17 protein-coding genes are annotated in these 18,913 nt (G+C 64.0%); 9 read left to right on the top strand and 8 right to left on the bottom strand.

Features of this window, described 5'->3' with window-relative positions:
* Nucleotide 1 precedes the first annotated feature (1 nt).
* The 3 genes from J4P02_RS21945 to J4P02_RS21955 form a co-directional block, all read right to left on the bottom strand.
* A complete protein-coding gene (locus J4P02_RS21945) occupies nt 2-331 on the bottom strand; it encodes an amidase (protein WP_426194165.1) in 330 nt (109 codons plus the stop codon).
* The gene (locus J4P02_RS21950; protein WP_426194167.1) at nt 328-1,425 is read right to left on the bottom strand and encodes a serine hydrolase domain-containing protein; all 1,098 of its coding nucleotides are present in this window, start codon (nt 1,423-1,425) and stop codon (nt 328-330) included. Before J4P02_RS21950 ends, J4P02_RS21945 begins: the two co-directional genes overlap by 4 nt.
* Before the next feature lie 143 nt (nt 1,426-1,568).
* The gene (locus tag J4P02_RS21955; protein ID WP_426194169.1) at nt 1,569-2,447 is read right to left on the bottom strand and encodes an acyl-CoA dehydrogenase; all 879 of its coding nucleotides are present in this window, start codon (nt 2,445-2,447) and stop codon (nt 1,569-1,571) included.
* Nucleotides 2,448-2,587: 140 nt separating this feature from the next.
* Here J4P02_RS21955 and olsB point away from each other — a divergent pair, with 140 nt between their 5' ends.
* Complete coding sequence (gene olsB, locus J4P02_RS21960) at nt 2,588-3,343, top strand: L-ornithine N(alpha)-acyltransferase (protein ID WP_426194171.1); 756 nt, start codon at nt 2,588-2,590, stop codon at nt 3,341-3,343.
* Entirely contained in the window at nt 3,343-4,137 is a 795-nt protein-coding gene (locus J4P02_RS21965) for a lysophospholipid acyltransferase family protein (RefSeq protein WP_426194173.1), read from the top strand. The genes olsB and J4P02_RS21965 overlap by 1 nt, the downstream gene beginning before the upstream one ends.
* Before the next feature lie 219 nt (nt 4,138-4,356).
* Here the strand turns inward: J4P02_RS21965 and J4P02_RS21970 are convergent, their stop codons facing one another.
* Nucleotides 4,357-4,947, bottom strand: coding sequence for an ACP phosphodiesterase (locus tag J4P02_RS21970; protein ID WP_426194174.1), 591 nt, complete (start codon nt 4,945-4,947; stop codon nt 4,357-4,359).
* Nucleotides 4,948-5,100: 153 nt separating this feature from the next.
* Here J4P02_RS21970 and J4P02_RS21975 point away from each other — a divergent pair, with 153 nt between their 5' ends.
* The 3 genes from J4P02_RS21975 to J4P02_RS21985 are packed head-to-tail and all read left to right on the top strand — an operon-like array spanning nt 5,101 to nt 7,673.
* Complete coding sequence (locus J4P02_RS21975) at nt 5,101-5,403, top strand: ArsR/SmtB family transcription factor (RefSeq protein WP_426194176.1); 303 nt, start codon at nt 5,101-5,103, stop codon at nt 5,401-5,403.
* An 18-nt stretch (nt 5,404-5,421) separates the two neighbouring features.
* A complete protein-coding gene (locus J4P02_RS21980; protein WP_426194178.1) occupies nt 5,422-6,588 on the top strand; it encodes an MFS transporter in 1,167 nt (388 codons plus the stop codon).
* A gap of 35 nt (nt 6,589-6,623) precedes the next feature.
* Nucleotides 6,624-7,673, top strand: coding sequence for an alkene reductase (locus J4P02_RS21985; RefSeq protein WP_426194180.1), 1,050 nt, complete (start codon nt 6,624-6,626; stop codon nt 7,671-7,673).
* Nucleotides 7,674-7,984: 311 nt separating this feature from the next.
* Here the strand turns inward: J4P02_RS21985 and emhR are convergent, their stop codons facing one another.
* Nucleotides 7,985-8,617 (bottom strand): efflux system transcriptional repressor EmhR, encoded by a 633-nt coding sequence (gene emhR, locus J4P02_RS21990; protein WP_426194182.1) that lies wholly within the window; start codon nt 8,615-8,617, stop codon nt 7,985-7,987.
* A 265-nt stretch (nt 8,618-8,882) separates the two neighbouring features.
* Here emhR and emhA point away from each other — a divergent pair, with 265 nt between their 5' ends.
* From emhA to J4P02_RS22010, 4 genes are all read left to right on the top strand, one after another.
* Nucleotides 8,883-10,040, top strand: a complete 1,158-nt coding sequence (emhA, locus tag J4P02_RS21995; RefSeq protein ID WP_426194184.1) for an efflux RND transporter periplasmic adaptor subunit EmhA — start codon at nt 8,883-8,885, stop codon at nt 10,038-10,040.
* A 3-nt stretch (nt 10,041-10,043) separates the two neighbouring features.
* Nucleotides 10,044-13,187: an efflux RND transporter permease subunit gene (locus J4P02_RS22000; RefSeq protein ID WP_426194186.1), complete on the top strand. Its 3,144-nt coding sequence runs from the start codon at nt 10,044-10,046 to the stop codon at nt 13,185-13,187.
* Entirely contained in the window at nt 13,184-14,644 is a 1,461-nt protein-coding gene (adeC, locus tag J4P02_RS22005) for an AdeC/AdeK/OprM family multidrug efflux complex outer membrane factor (protein ID WP_426194188.1), read from the top strand. Before J4P02_RS22000 ends, adeC begins: the two co-directional genes overlap by 4 nt.
* Before the next feature lie 299 nt (nt 14,645-14,943).
* Nucleotides 14,944-16,206 (top strand): OprD family porin, encoded by a 1,263-nt coding sequence (locus J4P02_RS22010; RefSeq protein WP_426194190.1) that lies wholly within the window; start codon nt 14,944-14,946, stop codon nt 16,204-16,206.
* Between the two features lie 102 nt (nt 16,207-16,308).
* Here the strand turns inward: J4P02_RS22010 and pcaC are convergent, their stop codons facing one another.
* From pcaC to J4P02_RS22025, 3 genes are read right to left on the bottom strand one after another with little or no spacing between them, the layout of a single operon-like run.
* On the bottom strand, nt 16,309-16,701 hold the full coding sequence (gene pcaC / locus J4P02_RS22015; RefSeq protein WP_426194192.1) for a 4-carboxymuconolactone decarboxylase: 393 nt from the start codon (nt 16,699-16,701) through the stop codon (nt 16,309-16,311).
* A 23-nt stretch (nt 16,702-16,724) separates the two neighbouring features.
* On the bottom strand, nt 16,725-17,513 hold the full coding sequence (gene pcaD / locus J4P02_RS22020) for a 3-oxoadipate enol-lactonase (protein WP_426194194.1): 789 nt from the start codon (nt 17,511-17,513) through the stop codon (nt 16,725-16,727).
* A gap of 11 nt (nt 17,514-17,524) precedes the next feature.
* The gene (locus tag J4P02_RS22025; RefSeq protein WP_426194196.1) at nt 17,525-18,889 is read right to left on the bottom strand and encodes a 3-carboxy-cis,cis-muconate cycloisomerase; all 1,365 of its coding nucleotides are present in this window, start codon (nt 18,887-18,889) and stop codon (nt 17,525-17,527) included.
* Nucleotides 18,890-18,913: the final 24 nt, after the last annotated feature.

An 18,913-nucleotide genomic window follows, 5' to 3' on the forward strand; every position in this document is an offset into this window, starting at 1 on the left:
CTCAGGGATCGAGGCGGCATCCTTCCCGAGGCCCCAGCCAGAGCGCGCTGTGGGTGCGGCCCAGGGCGCTGGCGGTGACTCGCCGGGCCCGCGCATCATCCAGCAGGCTGCTCAGTGGCAGGTACTGGCGCACATAGCCACGGCAGTAGTCGGCGGGGTGTTGCATCACGTAGCGGCAGGAACAGTACTCCTTGGCGGAGTAGGCGCCGAGGATGTCCGGGAACGCCTGCAAGGCCACCCGCTGCTGCCAGGCCCAGCCCAGCAGCAGCGCCAGCCCGAGCCACAGCAGGCTGAGCAGCGGACGTCGACGGATAAAGGCCAGGGGCTTCATGGCTGCCCCGGCGTGGCGAAGGCGGCCAGCACCCGCTTGAGCAGTTCATTGTGCTGATAGCGGCCGTCGCGGTCGTCGCCATAACGCACTATCACCAGGCGCTCCGCCGGCAGCACATACAGCGCCTGGCCCCAGTGCCCCAGCGCCGCGTAGGTATCCGCCGGGGCATCCGGCCAGGGTCGTGGCGCCCCATCAATCTCGCGGTTGAGCCACCAGTGCCCACCGGCCACGGCCACATCCTGATTGGCCCGGTAACCGGCGAAGGGCGTGCGACAGAACTCGACCCAGGACTTGGGCAGCAGCTGGCGATCGCCCCAGCGGCCGTCGCGCTGCATCAGCAGGCCGACCCGGCCCAGGTCGCGAGCGGTCAGATAGAGGTAGGACGAGGCGACGAAGGTGCCGGCGGCGTCCCGTTCCCATGTCGCCTGGGTGATGCCCAGTGGCTCGAACAGAGCCTGCCAGGGGTAATCGGCGTAGCGCTCGTCCCCCAGCATGCCGCGCAGGCTGGCAGCCAGCAGGTTGCTGTCGCCGCTGGAATAGCGAAACGCCTGGCCCGGTGCAGCGGAAGCGGCCTGTTGCGCGGTAAAGGCCGCCATGTCCCGGTGCCCGCGGGTGTAGAGCATGGCCACCACCGAGGAATTGAGCGGGGCGTATTCGTAGTCTTCCTGCCAGTCAAGGCCCGAGGCCCAGTGCAGCAGGTCGGCCAGGGTAATGGCCGGATGTGCTTGCAGTGGCGGGTAGTACTTCGCCGCCGGGTCCTGCAGTTGGAAGCGCCCTTCGCCAAAGGCCACCCCCAGCAGCACTGAGAGCAGGCTCTTGCTGGCGGACCAGATCAGGTGGGGAGTCTGGGCATCGGTGGTTCCGGCGTAGCGCTCGTAGAGCAGTTGGCCGTCGCGGATCACCAGCAGGGCATCGGTGCGAATGCCCTGACGAGTCTCGTCATCCCGCGGCGCGAAGGCGTAATCCTCCAGGGCCTGGAGCGCCGGGCCGCTGGCGGCGGGGCCACGGCTCCATTGCTGCGCCGGCCAGTCTTCGGCCTGGGCCGGCAGCCAGATCAACAGCAATAGCGCCAGCAGCAGCGGGGCTTTGGGCATGGGTGACACTCAAGGGACGTCAACCGCCGAGCCTAGTCGAGGCGGATGACAGTTTCACTGCAAGCCGCGCCCTTGGTTGCCCGCGAAGGCGTGCGCCAGAACCCTGCAAGGCTCAAGGGCCCCATTCGCCGGCAAGCCGGCTCCTACATTTGGGCCAGGGCTTTGGCCAGGCGTTGCTCGCGGGCGCTGGAGGCCAGGTCCAACAGGGCCTGGTCACGGGTCCACTGAGTGCGCCAAAGCTCGGGGCCCAGGGTGAAGGCCGCGTCGATATCGGCCCGCATGGCCTGGAACTGGGCAAACAATCCGCCCAGCAGGATATGCCCACTGCTCAGGCTGGGGCTTTGCCGGCTGGCCTCGGCGCACCCGGCAAGCAACCCCAGCAGGCGCAGTTGCAAGGACTGCGGCCAGGCGCTGTCCTGCCCTACCCCGTACAACCAGGCAAGCATGGCGCTCAGCACATAGATGTCTTCCAGGGTGCGGAACGGCTTGACGTAGGCGTCCCAGCCATCGCCGGCCAGCAGCTCGCAGATGGCGTTATCCAGGTGCAGGCAGCCATGGCTGATTTCCGGCATCAGGCCCAGGGCCGGCAGAGTCTGGACCTTGACCCCGGGTTCCCCGCTATAGACCACGGTCAGGCGCAGGGCCGGACGCTCCCCCGGGGCCTCGCTGCGGGCGGCCACCAGCAACCAGTCGGCGGCGTCGCCCGCAGTGACGAAATCCTTGCGCCCGTGCAGGCGCAGGTCGTCGATACGGGTTTGCATGTCCGCCGGGCGCAGGCTGCGGCGTTCGGTCGCGCACAAAGCACCCAGGCTGAGGGGCGCGCTGGGCCACAACATGCGCAATGCCGCCTGGTAACCCACCAGGAAGGCCAGCCCCGGAGAACTCATCAGGCGCCCGCCGAGCACCGCCAACTCGAAGGGCGTGACACTGCCCAAATGTGCCAGCAAAGCCCCGTAGCCCTCGGCCAGATCGGGGTTGGCGGGCAGTCGTTCACGGCTCTCGAGCAGGGCTTGCCAGGGCATTCGAAGGTCCTCAGGGGCTGTCATATAAGCATCACCAAAGCTTCATGGCGATGACACCGGGGCTACATAGCCTGACTTTGCACAACAAAGTCGATTGGCTGCAACCCAAGGCGGGTCGCTGGCCCGCACGGAGATTCACGATGACTCAGATCGCCCGCATCAGCGACACCGGGACTGAACGCCGCCTGCAGGCTGAACGCCTGATCGGCGCCAAGGCCCTGCAGGAAGCCCAGGCCCTGCGTTTCCAGGTTTTCAGTGGCGAGTTCAACGCCAAGCTCAAGGGCGCGGAACTGGGTCTGGACATGGACGACTACGATGTTCACTGCAGCCATATCGGCGTGCGCGACCTGAACACCGGGCGCCTGGTGGCCACCACTCGCCTGCTGGATCACCAGGCCGCCAGCAGCCTGGGGCGGTTCTACAGTGAAGAGGAATTCAGCCTGCACGGCCTGGCGCACCTCAAGGGTCCGATTCTCGAAATCGGCCGTACCTGCGTCGATCCGGCCTATCGCAATGGCGGCACCATCGCCGTGCTCTGGGGTGAGTTGGCGGAAGTGCTCAACCAGGGCGGCTACAGCTACCTGATGGGTTGCGCCAGCATCCCGATGCAGGACGGCGGCATCCAGGCCCAGGCGATCATGCAACGCCTGCGCGAGCGCTACCTGTGCACCGAACACCTGCGCGCCGAGCCGAAGCTCCCGCTGCCAAGCCTGGATATCCCGTCCAATGTGATCGCCGAGATGCCGCCGCTGCTCAAGGCCTACATGCGCCTGGGGGCGAAGATCTGCGGTGAGCCCTGCTGGGACCAGGACTTCCAGGTGGCCGATGTGTTCATCCTGCTCAAGCGCGACGAGTTGTGCCCACGCTACGCCCGGCACTTCAAGGCGGCGGTCTGATGGGCCGGCTGCGGGTCTACGGGCGCATCGCCCGAGTGCTGCTGGTGGTGGCGCTGGGCTTGTGCATGGCCAGTGTCTTCGGGGTGTTGGAGCGCCTGGGGGTGGCCAACTCGATGCTCCGGCGCCAGCGCTGGTCGCGGTTCTTCATGGCGCGCCTGAGCAATGCCCTGCCGTTCCGGGTGCGGGTGCATGGCGACTTGCCGCGCCAGCCGATGCTCTGGGTCAGCAATCATGTGTCCTGGACCGATATTCCGTTGCTGGGCATGCTCACGCCGTTGTCCTTCCTGTCCAAGGCCGAAGTCCGTACCTGGCCGGTGGCCGGCTGGCTGGCGGCCAAGGCCGGTAGCCTGTTTATCCGACGTGGCGCCGGCGACAGCCAGCTGATCCGCAAGCAGATGACCCGTCACCTGCAGGAACAGCACCCACTGCTGCTGTTCCCGGAAGGCACCACCACCGATGGCCGTGGCCTGCGCACCTTCCACGGGCGCCTGCTGGCCAGCGCCATCGACGCCGAAGTGGCCCTGCAACCGGTGGCGATTCGTTATCTGCGCGATGGTCAGGTCGATACCCTGGCGCCCTTTATTGGCGACGACGATCTGCTCTCCCATCTGCTGCGGCTGTTCGCCAATGACCAGGGCCAGGTGGAAATCCACTTGCTCAAGCCCATTGCCTGTCAGGGTCAGGAGCGCGCGGCGCTGGCCTTCCAGGCCCAGCAGGCGGTGCACAAGGCACTGTTCGGCGATGTAGCCGAGCCGGCCGAACCCCGTCGCAGCGGCGAACTGGTCGCTGCCTGAGCCCCTCCCTGTAGGAGCCGGCTTGCCGGCGAAGAGGCCCTTGAGCCTTGCGCAATCGCGGATGACGCCTTCGCTGGCAAGCCAGCTCCTACGGCGGCTTTGATGCCTGATTGGTAAACACCAATACCCTCTGTAGGAGCCGGCTTGCCGGCGAAGAGGCCCTTGAGCCTTGCGCAGTCGCGGATGACGCCTTCGCTGGCAAGCCAGCTCCTACGGCGGCTATTCGGCCGCTGCAGGCCTGGTGTGCTGGGCGGCGAAGCCCTGCAGTTGCGGGTAGAAGGCCCGGAAATCCTCGCTCAAGGGCTGATACAGCCGCTCCAGCTCGGCCATCGCCGCGGTCAGTTCCTCGGGCCGCGACAGGCGCCGGGCGATCCCACGCAACACCTGCTCCAGCACGGCAAATTCGCGATAGGAACCCAGCCAGTCATCGGCCGCCATGTAAGGCGCAATCTGCGCCAGGCGCCCCGGCAGCACCGGCTCGGCCGCCAGCGCCCGGTACACCTCGGCAGTGAACTGGGGCAAGGGCCGGTTGGCGTACTGGTTCCAGTCCCGGGCCAGGCAATGGTCGAAGAACACATCGATAACGATGCCGGCATAGCGGCGCCGGGTCTGGGAAAAACGCGCCAGCGACGCCAACACCAGCGGGTGACTGTCGGTGTAGGTATCGATGCGCCGGTGCAGCAGGATTGCCGCCTCGATTTCGGGGCTGAACTGCCCTTGCAGGCGACCTTTGACGAAGTCGCCGTACAGGCTGCCGAGTAATTGACCCGGGCGCTGGCCGCCAAGGTGCAGATGTGCGAGATAATTCATCCGCGCAGCTTAGCACTGCGCGCAACGTATCGTTATAACCCGATATACCGATAAGTAATGATTTAAGATCAAAATTATATTGGTATATCGCGAAATAACGATTTAAATTTCGCCTCATCGCGATACAACGTTTTATGGAAAACGAGCACCGCCATGTCCCTCGACCTCGACGAAATAATAAAAGCCCTGGCTCATCCGGTACGCAGGGACATCCTGCACTGGCTGAAAGACCCGACTGTCGAATTCCCCGATCAGGCTCACAGCAATGAGCACGGCGTCTGTGCCGGACAGATCGATCAACGCTGCGGCCTGTCGCAGTCGACCGTGTCCGCCCACCTCGCCACCCTGCAACGGGCAGGCCTGATCAGTAGCCGGAAAGTCGGCCAATGGCATTTTTTCAAACGCAATGAGGAAACCATCCAGCAGTTCCTCACGCAAATGAGCCAAGAGCTCTGATCTGACAAGGACCCGATAATGCCCCTTTCACTGCTCATCCTGGCCTTGAGTGCCTTCGCCATCGGCACCACCGAGTTCGTCATCATGGGCCTGCTGCCCGATGTGGCGGCGGACCTCGGGGTGTCGATCCCGGGTGCCGGCTGGCTGGTCACCGGCTATGCCCTGGGGGTTGCCATCGGCGCGCCGTTCATGGCCCTGGCCACCGCCCGGCTACCGCGCAAGGCGGCCCTGGTGACGCTGATGGGGATTTTCATTATCGGCAACCTGCTGTGTGCACTGGCCAGTGATTACAACGTGCTGATGCTGGCTCGGGTGATCACCGCGTTGTGCCACGGTGCCTTCTTCGGCATAGGTTCAGTGGTGGCTGCCGGCCTGGTGCCGGCCAACAAGCGCGCCTCGGCCGTGGCCCTGATGTTCACCGGCCTGACCCTGGCCAATGTGCTTGGCGTGCCCCTGGGTACTGCCCTGGGCCAGGAAGCCGGCTGGCGCTCGACTTTCTGGGCGGTGACGGTGATTGGCGTGGTGGCGCTGTTCGGCCTGGTGCGTTTCCTGCCGGCCAAGCGGGACGAGGAAAAGCTCGATATGCGCTCGGAACTGGCAGCCCTCAAGGGCGCGGGGATCTGGCTGTCCCTGAGCATGACCGCACTGTTCGCGGCCTCGATGTTCACCCTCTTCACCTACGTGGCGCCGCTGCTCGGTGACGTCACCGGCGTTTCGCCCAAGGGCGTGACCTGGACCCTGCTGCTGATCGGCCTGGGCCTGACCCTGGGCAACATCATCGGCGGCAAGCTGGCGGACAAGCGCCTGGCCGCCACCCTGATCGGTGTGTTCGCCGCCATGGCCGTGGTCTCCACCGTGCTGAGCTGGACCAGCGTGGCGCTGATCCCCACCGAGATCACCCTGTTCCTCTGGGCCACCGCCTCGTTTGCCGCGGTGCCGGCCCTGCAAGTGAATGTGGTGACCTTCGGCAAGGCCGCGCCGAACCTGGTGTCGACCCTAAACATCGGCGCCTTCAACGTCGGCAATGCCCTGGGGGCCTGGGTCGGCGGCAGCGTCATCGCCCACGGCTTCGGCCTGACCAGCGTGCCATTGGCGGCCGCCGCCCTGGCGATCCTGGCCCTGCTGGTGACGCTGATTACCTTTCGCCAGGGCGGCAACGCCGAACTGGCTCCTGCGACCCACTGATCCGTTCCTCTCCTCTATATAGAAGGCAGCATTTCATGACCACGATCTTCGATCCGATCAAGCTCGGCGACCTCCAATTGTCCAACCGCATCATCATGGCACCGCTGACCCGCTGCCGCGCCGATGCCGGGCGGGTGCCCAATGCCCTGATGGCCGAGTACTACGTGCAACGGGCCTCCGCCGGTCTGATCCTCAGTGAGGCCACCTCGGTGACGCCGATGGGCGTTGGCTACCCGGACACCCCCGGCATCTGGTCCAACGACCAGGTGCGTGGCTGGGCCAACGTGACCAAGGCGGTGCACGGCGCCGGTGGCAAGATCTTCCTGCAGCTGTGGCACGTAGGAAGGATTTCCCATCCGTCCTACCTGGACGGCGAAGCCCCGGTGGCACCGAGCGCCATCCAGCCCAAGGGCCATGTCAGCCTAGTGCGTCCACTGGCCGACTTCCCCACCCCGCGGGCCCTGGAAACCGCCGAGATCGCCGACGTCGTCGACGCTTACCGGATAGGTTCGGAGAATGCCAAGGCCGCCGGTTTCGACGGGGTGGAGATCCATGCGGCCAACGGCTACCTGCTGGATCAGTTCCTGCAAAGCAGCACCAACCAGCGCAATGACCAGTACGGCGGCTCCCTGGAAAACCGTGCGCGCCTGCTGCTGGAAGTCACCGACGCGGCGATCGAGATCTGGGGCGCCGGCCGAGTGGGCGTGCACCTGTCACCCCGCGCAGACCTGCACGACATGGGCGACAGCAACCTGGCGGAAACCTTCACCTATGTGGCTCGGGAACTGGGCAAGCGCGGCATCGCCTTTATCTGCGCCCGGGAGAAAGAAGGCGCCGACAGCCTGGGCCCGCAATTGAAGGAAGCCTTCGGCGGCCCTTACATCGCCAATGAGCGCTTCACCAAGGACAGCGCCAATGCCTGGCTGGCCGGCGGCAAGGCCGACGCCGTGGCCTTCGGTGTGCCCTTTATCGCCAACCCCGACCTGCCGGCTCGCCTCAAGGCCGATGCAGACCTGAACGAACCCCATCCGGAAACCTTCTACGCCAAGGGCCCAGTGGGCTACATCGACTACCCGACGCTGTAACAGCCCAGCCGCAAGCGGCAAGTGGTAAGCGACAAGCAAAAGCCCCGGCTCGTTTGAGCCGGGGCTTTTTTATTGTCTGCGTATTAGCGCTCGGGATCGGCAAGGATGCCGATGCATGAGATGACGATGGTGCAGGGCTCACACTCGTTCACACACCCGCAACAAAATCCCTACAAAATACGTAGCTCGCTATCTATCAAGATGCCGCCCGCCCGTATATAAAAGCACTCCGGCGGCTCAGGGACGGCCGATGGCGTGAAGCACGCCCGCCATAAGTGTTGACACAACTGGACTCAATTACGCATTTTGTCTTAATGACGAAGGCTCGGGCTCAGGCGCAGCATGTCCAGCCCGATGTCGATCCAGCGCTCTGCCTCGGTATGCAGGGCGAAGCTTTCCGGGGCCAGCAGCCATTGGTAAAGAATGCCGTCGATATAGGCATGCAGGGAGATCGCCGCCCTGGCCGTGTCGAGATTCTCGGGCAACTGCCCACGATTCACGGCATTGCGCAACGCCAGTTCGATATGGGCGTTGCAGTCCAGGCTGGCCGTGCGACGCTGGCGCCGCAGATCGCACATTTCATCGGTGAATTCGCACTTATGAAACAGGATTTCATTGATGCGTCGGGTTTTCGGGTCCAGGGCAACTTGATGAAACAAATGAATGAGCAGTTTGCGAATCCAGCCCAGTGGGTCCATTTCATCTACATTTTCGCTAGCGGCCGCCATCTCATCCAACGGCTCGCGCAGGCTGTCGAGCATGGCCTGCACCAGATCGGCCTTGTTGCTGAAATGCCAGTAGATGGCACCCCGCGTCACTCCCGCCAGAGCAGCGATGTCGGCCAGGGTAGTACGCGCCACACCCCGCTCGTAAAAGGCTTTTTCGGCCGCTTCGAGTATCTGCTTGCGGGTTTCTTGTGCTTCTTCTTTGGTACGACGGACCATGGCAGTAAAACCTCGATCAGGATCTTTCAGCGATGCATGAAGACCTTCTGAATAAATATGGAACGGCCTCTCGAGGGCCTTTTGCCCAGCCTACAATTCACCACCTATGGGGGCTTTTGTAACCGGATGGGTACGCGGCCAGGGTATTTACAAACAACCGTGAACGTAAGTATATTCCTTAGCAAGCTACTTATCCACTCAGCCAACTCTTTTTACCCTTCCACTTTTCTTGTGCGCATCTTGCGTGCCTGACCCGAGGATCTTCATGCAACTCAAGCCAGCTGTTACCGCTCTGGTCACTGCCGTCGCCCTGGCATCGCTGCTCAGCGGATGTAAAAAGGAAGAGGCGGCGCCCGCCCCTCAAGCCCCTCAGGTCGGTGTCGTCACCCTGCAACCACAAGCCTTTACCTTGACTTCCGAACTCCCGGGACGGACCACCGCGTACCGCATCGCCGAAGTTCGCCCACAGGTAAACGGGATTATTCTCAAGCGCCTGTTCAAGGAAGGCGGAGATGTTAAGGAAGGTCAGCAGCTCTATCAGATCGATCCGTCGATCTATGAGGCAACGCTAAAGAGTGCTCAGGCGAATCTGCAATCCACTCAGTCGATTTCCGACCGCTACAAGCAGCTGGTGAATGAGCAGGCCGTAAGCCGCCAGGAATACGACACCGCCGTGGCCAACCGCCTGCAATCGGAAGCCGCCCTGCAAAACGCCCAGATCAACCTGCGCTATACCAAGGTGCTGTCGCCCCTGACCGGCCGTATCGGTCGCTCCTCGGTGACCGAAGGCGCCCTGGTGAGCAACGGTCAAGCCACCGCCATGGCGGTGATCCAGCAGTTGGACCCGATCTATGTCGACGTGACCCAGTCCTCCGTGGAGCTGCTGGAACTGCGTCGCGAGCTGGAAAGCGGGCGCCTGCAGAAAGTCGGCGACAACGCCGCCAAGGTCAAACTGACCCTGGAAGACGGCAGCCAGTACAAGCTCGACGGCAAGCTGGAGTTCTCCGAAGTCTCGGTGGATGAAACCACCGGTTCGGTGACCCTGCGCGCAGTGTTCCCCAACCCCCAGCACACTCTGCTGCCAGGCATGTTCGTGCATGCCCAGCTGCAAGCCGGGGTCAACAGCGCCGCCATCCTCGCGCCTCAGCAAGGCGTGACCCGCGACCTCAAGGGCACCCCCACCGCCCTGGTGGTTGGCCCGGACAACAAGGTCGAACTGCGTCAACTCAAGGCCAGCCGCACCGTCGGCAGCCAGTGGTTGGTGGAAGATGGCCTGAAAGCCGGCGACCGACTGATCACCGAAGGCCTGCAGTTCGTCAAGCCCGGCATCGAGGTCAAGGCCAGCGAAGCCACCAACGTAGCAGCGAAGAACCCGGCCCCTGCACAGGCAACTGACAAAGCTGCAGGCGGCAAAGGGGAGTAAACCATGTCGAAATTCTTTATCGACCGTCCGATCTTCGCCTGGGTAATAGCCCTGGTGATCATGTTGGTCGGGGCTCTATCGATCCTCAAATTGCCGATCAACCAGTACCCGAGCATCGCCCCGCCGGCGATCGCCATCTCGGTCACCTACCCAGGTGCTTCCGCACAGACCGTGCAGGACACCGTGGTCCAGGTGATCGAGCAGCAGCTCAACGGTATCGACAACCTGCGTTACGTGTCCTCGGAAAGTAACTCCGACGGCAGCATGACCATCACCGCGACCTTCGAGCAGGGCACCAACTCGGACACCGCGCAGGTTCAGGTACAGAACAAGCTCAACCTGGCCACCCCGCTGCTGCCGCAAGAAGTGCAGCAACAGGGTATCCGCGTGACCAAGGCGGTGAAGAACTTCCTGCTGGTGATCGGCGTGGTGTCCGAGGACGGCAGCATGTCCAAGGACGACTTGTCGAACTACATCGTGTCGAACATGCAGGACCCGATCTCGCGGACCGCGGGCGTCGGTGACTTCCAGGTGTTCGGTGCCCAGTACGCCATGCGGATCTGGCTCGACCCGGCCAAGCTGAACAACTACAACTTGACCCCAGTGGACGTGAAGACCGCGGTAGCGGCGCAGAACGTCCAGGTTTCGTCCGGTCAGTTGGGTGGCTTGCCTGCCCTGCCCGGCACCCAGCTCAACGCCACCATCATCGGCAAGACCCGCCTGCAGACTGCCGAGCAGTTCAAGGCGATTCTGCTCAAGGTCAACAAGGACGGCTCCCAGGTGCGCCTGGGTGACGTCGCCGACGTCGGCCTGGGTGGCGAGAACTACGCCATCAGCGCCCAGTTCAACGGCAGCCCCGCATCCGGCCTGGCGGTGAAACTGGCCAACGGCGCCAACGCCCTGGATACCGCCAAGGCGCTGCGCAAGACCATCAACGACCTGCAACCCTTCTTCCCGCAAGGCATGCGGGTGGTATTCCCCTACGACACCACGCCGGTGGTGACCGAATCCATCAAGGGTGTGGTCGAGACCCTGGTGGAAGCGATCGTCCTGGTGTTCCTGGTGATGTTCCTGTTCCTGCAGAACTTCCGCGCCACGGTGATCACCACCATGACGGTGCCGGTGGTACTGCTGGGTACTTTCGGCATCCTCGCGGCGGCCGGCTTCAGCATCAACACCCTGACCATGTTCGGCATGGTGCTGGCCATCGGCTTGCTGGTGGACGACGCCATCGTGGTGGTGGAAAACGTCGAGCGGGTGATGCACGAGGAAGGCCTGTCACCCAAGGAAGCGACGAAAAAGTCCATGGGGCAGATCCAGGGCGCACTGGTGGGCATTGCCCTGGTGCTGTCTGCGGTACTGCTGCCGATGGCGTTCTTCAGCGGCTCTACCGGGGTGATCTACAAGCAGTTCTCGATCACCGTGGTTTCGGCCATGGCCCTGTCGGTGCTGGTGGCCCTGATCTTCACCCCGGCATTGTGCGCCACCATGCTCAAGCCTGTGGTTCCCGGCCAGCATCACGAGAAGCGCGGCTTCTTCGGCTGGTTCAACCGCACTTTCGATCGCAGCGTGAGAAGCTACGAGCGCGGCGTTGGCAACATGCTGCGCCACAAGGTGCCGTACCTGCTGGCCTATGCGCTGATCGTGCTCGGCATGATCTGGCTGTTCACCCGCATCCCCACCGCGTTCCTGCCGGAAGAAGACCAGGGCGTATTGTTCGCCCAGGTACAGACCCCGGCCGGCTCCAGTGCCGAGCGCACCCAGGTGGTGGTGGATGAAATGCGTTCCTACCTGCTGGACAAGGAGAAGGACACCGTCGCCTCGGTGTTCACCGTCACCGGCTTCAACTTCGCCGGTCGCGGCCAGAGCTCGGGCATGGCCTTCATCATGCTCAAGCCTTGGCATGAACGCTCGGCGCAGGACAGCGTGTTCAACCTGGCGGCCCGCGCCCAGCAACACTTCTTCAGCTTCCGTGACGCGATGGTGTTCGCCTTCGCCCCGCCAGCGGTACTGGAGCTGGGTAACGCCACCGGTTTCGACGTGTTCCTCCAGGACCGCGCCGGCATCGGCCACGAAAAACTGATGGCTGCGCGCAACCAGTTCCTCGGCATGGCGGCCCAGAGCAAGGTGCTGTCCCAGGTGCGTCCGAACGGCCTGAATGATGAGCCGCAATACCAGCTGGAAATCGATGACGAGAAGGCCAGCGCCCTGGGCGTGACCCTGACCGACATCAACAACACCCTGTCGATCGGCCTGGGCAGTAGCTACGTCAACGACTTCATCGACCGCGGTCGAGTGAAGAAGGTCTACATCCAGGGTCAGCCCGGTGCTCGCATGAGCCCCGAAGACCTGAAGAAGTGGTACGTACGCAACAGCGCCGGAACCATGGTGCCGTTCTCCGCCTTCGCCAAGGGCACCTGGGTCTACGGTTCGCCGAAACTGGCCCGTTACAACGGTGTGGAAGCGGTGGAAGTGCTGGGTGCCCCGGCCCCTGGCTACAGCACCGGCGAGGCCATGGCCGAAGTCGAAGCCCTGGCCGCCAAGCTGCCGCCGGGTGTGGGCATCTCCTGGACCGGTCTGTCCTACGAGGAACGTCTGTCGGGCTCCCAGGCACCTGCGCTATACGCCTTGTCCCTGCTGATGGTGTTCCTGTGTCTGGCGGCGCTGTATGAAAGCTGGTCGATTCCGATCGCGGTGATGCTGGTGGTGCCCCTGGGGATCATCGGTGCGCTGATGGCCACCAGCCTGCGGGGTCTGTCCAACGACGTGTACTTCCAGGTGGGCCTGCTGGTGACCATCGGTCTTGCGGCGAAAAACGCCATTCTGATCGTCGAGTTCGCCAAGGAACTGCATGAGCAGGGCCGCAGTCTGGTGGACGCGGCGATCGAGGCGTGCCGCATGCGTCTGCGTCCGATCATCATGACCTCCCTGGCCTTCGTCCTCGGTGTGGTGCCATTGGCCATCTCCACCGGCGCAGGTTCAGGCAGCCAGCATGCGATCGGCACCGGGGTCATCGGCGGTATGCTCACCGCTACCATCCTGGCGATCTTCTGGGTACCGTTGTTCTTCGTCACCGTATCGTCCATGGGCCGCAGGAAAGCGGACCTGTCAGAAACTACTGCAACTCCTAAAGAGGCTGGCCAATGAGCAAGTCGCTACTCTCCCTGGCAATCACCGCCATCGCGCTAAGTGGTTGCTCGCTGATACCGGATTATCAGCGACCGGAAGCGCCGGTGGCGGCGCAATTCCCCCAAGGCCCTGCCTACTCGCCCAAGGAGGCCGCCAACGTGGCGGCCGCCGAACAGGGCTGGCGGCAGTTCTTCCACGACCCGGCGCTGCAGCAACTGATCCAGACCGCGCTGGAAAACAACCGCGACCTCAAGGTCGCGGCACTCAACATCGACGCCTACGCCGCGCAATACCAGATCCAGCGGGCCGACCTGTTCCCCGCGGTTTCGGCCAATGCCAGCGGCAGCCGCCAACGCACCCCGGCGCGCATGTCGCAGACCGGCGAAGCCGGCATCACCAGCCAGTACTCGGCCACCGTGGGCGTCAGCGCCTACGAGCTGGACCTGTTCGGCCGGGTGCGCAGCCTGAGCGAGCAGGCGTTGCAAACCTACTTCTCCAGTGAAGAGGCGCGACGCAGCACGCAAATCAGCCTGGTGGCCAGCGTGGCCAACGCCTACATGACCTGGCAGGCCGACAAGGAACTGCTGAAGCTGACCCAGGACACTCTGGGTGCCTACGAGGAAAGCTACCGGCTGACCTCGCGCAGCAACGAAGTGGGCGTGGCCTCGGCCCTGGACCTGAGCCAGTCGCGCACCTCGGTGGAAAACGCCCGGGTGCAACTGGCGCGCTATACCCGCCAGGTGGCCCAGGACGAAAACAGCCTGACCCTGCTGCTGGGCGCGGCGATTCCGAGCAACCTGCCAAAAGCCCAGCCGTTGTCGGCCGAACTGTTGAGCGAACTGCCGGCCGGCCTGCCGTCGGAGCTGCTGCAACGGCGCCCGGATATCCTCGAGGCCGAGTACAAGCTCAAGGCGGCCAATGCCAACATCGGCGCAGCGCGGGCAGCGTTCTTCCCGAGCATCAGCCTGACCGCCAACGCCGGCTCCCTGAGCCCGGATCTCTCGGGGCTGTTCAAGGGCGGCTCGGGCACCTGGCTGTTCCAACCGCAGATCAACCTGCCGATCTTCAACGCCGGCAACCTGCGGGCCAGCCTGGACTACTCCAAGATCCAGAAAGACATCAGCGTGGCGCAGTACGAAAAGTCCATCCAGACCGCCTTCCAGGAAGTCTCCGATGGCCTGGCCGCACGCCAGACCTACAACCAGCAGTTGCAGGCCCAGCGAGATTTCGTCAACGCCAACCAGGACTACTACCGCCTGGCCGAGCGCCGCTACCGCATCGGGGTCGACAGCAACCTGACCTTCCTCGATGCCCAGCGCTCGCTGTTCAGTGCGCAACAGGCGCTGATCACCGATCGCCTGGCGCAGCTCACCAGCGAGGTCAACCTGTACAAGTCCCTGGGCGGTGGCTGGAGCGAGCAAAGCGCGAAGAACCAGCCCCTGGCAGAAAAAGCCCCGGCGCTGCATCTGTTCTGAGGCCTGTCCGAGCTGAATGAAAAACCCACCGCAAGGTGGGTTTTTTTATGGGTATGGAGCGGGCCATTTGTGTTCGATCATCGCCCACAAAGCGCCCCAGCCAATTGCCTGCCCCCTGACCCGCGACGCACCATTCCCGGCACCCGAACACTCCAATAACAACAGGTTCGCTGCCATGCCCCCACGCCCTGCCCGCTCCGGCTGATTTCGCCAGCCCCACCCTGCACACCTCGGACCCTGCCGCAGCAGCTTTTGCGGCAGTGCATCGCTGCACCCCTAACAATTAGAGAGACCGAAGAATGAAGCCACTCGCCCACCCACAACACCTTCTGCCCAGCGTCCTGGCCGTGGCGCTGAGCAGCCTCGCCTGGCCGGTGCTGGCCGCGGAGTCGGGCTTTGTCGAAGACGCCCAGGCCAACCTCAACCTGCGCAACTTCTACATCAACCGCAACTTCACCAACCCGAGCAAGGCCCAGGGCAAGGCCGAGGAATGGACCCAGAGTTTCATCCTCGATGCCAAGTCCGGGTTCACCCAGGGCACTGTGGGGTTCGGCATGGACGTGCTGGGGCTGTACTCGCTGAAGCTCGATGGCGGCAAGGGCACTGGCGGCACCCAATTGCTGCCCCTGGACCACGACGGCCGCCCGGCGGACAACTTCGGTCGCCTGGGGGTGGCCTTCAAGGCGCGGCTGTCGCAGACCGAGATCAAGGTGGGCGAGTGGATGCCGGTGCTGCCAATCCTGCGCTCGGACGATGGTCGTTCGCTGCCGCAGACCTTCCGCGGCGGCCAGATCACCTCGAAGGAAATCGCCGGCCTGACCCTCTACGGTGGCCAGTTCCGCGGCAACAGCCCGCGTGACGACAGCAGCATGAGCGACATGACGATGTTCGGCAAAGCGGCCTTCACGTCCGACCGCTTCAACTTCCAGGGGGCGGAATATGCCTTTAACGACAAGCGCACCCAGGTCGGCCTGTGGAATGCCCAGCTCAAGGACATCTACCGCCAGCAGTTCGTCAACCTCACCCATAGCCAGCCCCTGGGCGACTGGACCCTGGGCGCCAACCTGGGCTTTTTCTACGGCAAGGAAGACGGCAGCGCCCGCGCCGGCAACCTGGACAACCGCACCTGGTCCGGCCTGCTCTCGGCCAGGTACGGCGGCAACACCTTCTATGTCGGCCTGCAGAAGCTCACCGGCAACAGCGCCTGGATGCGGGTCAACGGCACCAGCGGCGGCACCCTGGCCAACGACAGCTACAACTCCAGTTATGACAATGCCCAGGAGAAATCCTGGCAACTGCGCCATGACTACAACTTCGCCGCCCTCGGGGTGCCTGGCCTGACCTTGATGAACCGCTACATCAGCGGCAGCAACGTGCACACCACCACGGTCAGCGACGGCAAGGAATGGGGTCGGGAAAGCGAGCTGGGCTACACGGTGCAGAGCGGCACCCTGAAGAACCTCAACCTGAAATGGCGCAACTCCAGCATGCGCCGGGACTTCAGCAACAACGAGTTCGACGAGAACCGCCTGATCGTCAGCTATCCCTTGAGCCTGCTGTGACAGCTCCCGGCTGACGGGCCACTTCGCCGGCAAGTCCGCTTCTTTGTAGGAGCGAGCTTGCTCGCGAACGAGGACCACGCCGCCCAAGCGACAGGCCCCTTGTTACAGACGTGACTCCGTGCCCAGCTCGTCCCACACCGATTCGGCCAAATGAAAGGTGGCATTGGCCGCCGGTATGCCGCAGTAGATGGCGCTCTGCATGATCACTTCCTTGATCTCGCCACGGCTCACGCCATTATTGGCCGCCGCTCGCAGATGCAACTTGAGCTCTTCATTGCGGTTCATGCCAATCAGCATGGCGATGGTGATCAGGCTGCGGGTATGCCGCGGCAAGCCCGGGCGAGTCCAGATATCGCCCCAGGCATGCCGGGTGATCATTTCCTGGAACTCCGAGTTGAACTCGTTCAGGGCATTCAGGCTGCGGTCCACATGGGCATCGCCCAGTACTGCGCGGCGTACCTGCATGCCTTCGGCATAACGTTGTTTCTCGTCCACGAAAAAGCTCCTTGAAGCGACAGTCAGGCCAGCAGGAAATCCACCACCCGCTCGCTGAAAGCGTCGCCGGACTGGACATTGGACAGGTGCGCGGCATAGAACTCGGCGTACTCGGCCCCCACCACCCGCTGCTGGATAAAATGCCCACCGGAAGGCGGGGTTACGGCGTCGTCGCTACCGGAAATCACCAGGGTCGGCACCTGGATCGCCCCCAGTTGCTGGCGAAAATCCGCATCGCGCACCGCCGCGCAGTTGGCGGCATAACCTTGCGGTGAAGTGGCGGCGAGCATATCGGTGATCTGCGTGACCTGGTCCGGATGGGCGGCGGAATAGTCGGGGGTGAACCAGCGCTCAATGGAGGCATCGCGCAGCGCCAGCATGGCCGCCTGGCCATCGCGCAACACGGTCTCGATCCGCGGGTTCCACCCCGATGGGTCGCCGATCTTCGCCGCGGTGTTGCACAGCACCAGCTTGTGCAGGCGCGCGCCGGCGTTGATCCCCAACCACTGGCCAATCATGCCGCCCATGGACAGGCCGCAGAAATGCGCACGCTGGATATCCAAGGCATCAAGCAGCGCCAGCACATCCCGGCCCAGTTGCTCGATGCTGTAGGGCCCAGCGCTGACCAGGGAGCGGCCATGGCCGCGGGTGTCCATGCGCAGCACCCGGAAATGCCGGGTGAAGGCCGGCATCTGCGGGTCCCACATATGCAGATCGGTGCCCAGGGAGTTGGACAGCACCAGTACCGGCGCACCCTCTGGGCCTTCAAGTTGATAGTGCAGATCGCCCTCGGCGAGTTTTACCAATCCCACAGCAGTCTCCTTCAGCTCTTCAAGGCAAAATGTTCGGCCACCGCGCGCTCGACCCAGGTTCGGGCCTGACCGAGGTAATGCGCCGGGTCCAGCAGGCGTTCCCGCTGCGCCGCCGACAATTCGGCGCAGACCTGGGGCTCGTCCGCCAATACTTCACGCAGGTGGCGCTGTTCGGCCACCGCGCGCTTGCAACAATGTTCCAGCAGGTGATGGGCAGTTTCCCGTCCCAGGCGCTGGGCCAGGGCAATGCTCACGGCTTCGGCCTGTACCAGGCCCTGGGTCAGGTCGAGATTGCGCGCCATGCGCGCACTGTCCACCTCCAGCCCTTCAACCAGGAGCAAGGCCTGTTGCAGGGCACCGGACACCAGGCAGCAGATCTCCGGCAGGGTTTCCCATTCGGCGTGCCACAACCCCAGGCTGCGCTCATGCTCCTGGGGCATGGCGGCGAACAGGGTGGACACCAGCCCCGGTACCCGGGTCGCGGCGCTGATCAGTACCGCCGCGCCCACCGGATTGCGCTTGTGCGGCATGGTGGAGGAACCGCCCTTGCCCGCCGCTGCAGGCTCGAAGACTTCCGCCACCTCGGTCTGCATCAGCAGGCTGATATCCCGCCCCAGCTTGCCCAGGCTGCCGGCCACCAAGCCCAGCACCGAAGCGAACTCCACCAGGCGATCGCGCTGGGTGTGCCAGGGCTGTTCCGGCAGGCTCAGTTGCAGCTCCTCGGCCAGGGCCTGGGCAACTGGCAGCGCCTGTTGCCCCAGCGCCGCCAGGGTTCCAGAAGCGCCGCCGAACTGCAGCACCAGCAGGCGCGGCTTGAGTTGCTGCAAGCGCTCGCGGCTGCGACTGAGCGCGCCGAGCCAGCCGGCGATCTTCATGCCCAGGGTCACTGGCGTGGCATGTTGCAACCAGGTACGGCCGGCCAGCGGCGTATCGGCGTAACGCTGGGCCTGGGTCGCGAGGATTTCTCCCAGGCGCTGCAGGTCATGCTCCAGCAACTCCAGGGCGCGGCGCAGTTGCAGCACCAGCCCGCTGTCCATCACATCCTGGCTGGTGGCCCCCAGGTGCACATGGCGCTCGGCCTCGGCATCGCTCTTGGCGATCTCCCGGCCCAGGGCCTTGACCAGGGGAATCGCCGAGTTGCCGGCAGTGGCGATGGCCTGGCCCAGGGCCTGGAAATCGTAGAGCTCGGCACGACAGGCGGCCTCGATCGACGCCACCGCGCTCGGTGGAATCAGCCCGACTCGCGCCTCGGCCCGGGCCAGGGCTGCTTCGAAGTCGAGCATGCCCTGGAGCCGGCCCCGGTCGCAGAACACCTCGCGCATGGGCCGGGCCGTAAAGTAGGCATCGAACAACTGGTTGCTCGCAGCTTGGGTCATTAAGAGTCCTTAGCCAGCCGGCGC

This window comes from Pseudomonas sp. NFXW11, from assembly GCF_049887815.1.
In the GTDB taxonomy this organism is placed as follows: Bacteria; Pseudomonadota; Gammaproteobacteria; order Pseudomonadales; family Pseudomonadaceae; genus Aquipseudomonas.

Coding starts and splice junctions, on each gene's coding strand:
- J4P02_RS21965 (WP_426194173.1), top strand. CDS start 3,343: ATGGGCCGGCTGCGGGTCTACGGGCGCATCGCCCGAGTGCTGCTGGTG.
- olsB (WP_426194171.1), top strand. CDS start 2,588: ATGACTCAGATCGCCCGCATCAGCGACACCGGGACTGAACGCCGCCTG.
- J4P02_RS21975 (WP_426194176.1), top strand. CDS start 5,101: ATGTCCCTCGACCTCGACGAAATAATAAAAGCCCTGGCTCATCCGGTA.
- emhA (WP_426194184.1), top strand. CDS start 8,883: ATGCAACTCAAGCCAGCTGTTACCGCTCTGGTCACTGCCGTCGCCCTG.
- J4P02_RS21980 (WP_426194178.1), top strand. CDS start 5,422: ATGCCCCTTTCACTGCTCATCCTGGCCTTGAGTGCCTTCGCCATCGGC.
- J4P02_RS21970 (WP_426194174.1), bottom strand. CDS start 4,947: ATGAATTATCTCGCACATCTGCACCTTGGCGGCCAGCGCCCGGGTCAA.
- J4P02_RS21985 (WP_426194180.1), top strand. CDS start 6,624: ATGACCACGATCTTCGATCCGATCAAGCTCGGCGACCTCCAATTGTCC.
- adeC (WP_426194188.1), top strand. CDS start 13,184: ATGAGCAAGTCGCTACTCTCCCTGGCAATCACCGCCATCGCGCTAAGT.
- J4P02_RS21950 (WP_426194167.1), bottom strand. CDS start 1,425: ATGCCCAAAGCCCCGCTGCTGCTGGCGCTATTGCTGTTGATCTGGCTG.
- J4P02_RS22025 (WP_426194196.1), bottom strand. CDS start 18,889: ATGACCCAAGCTGCGAGCAACCAGTTGTTCGATGCCTACTTTACGGCC.
- J4P02_RS22000 (WP_426194186.1), top strand. CDS start 10,044: ATGTCGAAATTCTTTATCGACCGTCCGATCTTCGCCTGGGTAATAGCC.
- J4P02_RS21955 (WP_426194169.1), bottom strand. CDS start 2,447: ATGCCCTGGCAAGCCCTGCTCGAGAGCCGTGAACGACTGCCCGCCAAC.
- emhR (WP_426194182.1), bottom strand. CDS start 8,617: ATGGTCCGTCGTACCAAAGAAGAAGCACAAGAAACCCGCAAGCAGATA.
- J4P02_RS22010 (WP_426194190.1), top strand. CDS start 14,944: ATGAAGCCACTCGCCCACCCACAACACCTTCTGCCCAGCGTCCTGGCC.
- J4P02_RS21945 (WP_426194165.1), bottom strand. CDS start 331: ATGAAGCCCCTGGCCTTTATCCGTCGACGTCCGCTGCTCAGCCTGCTG.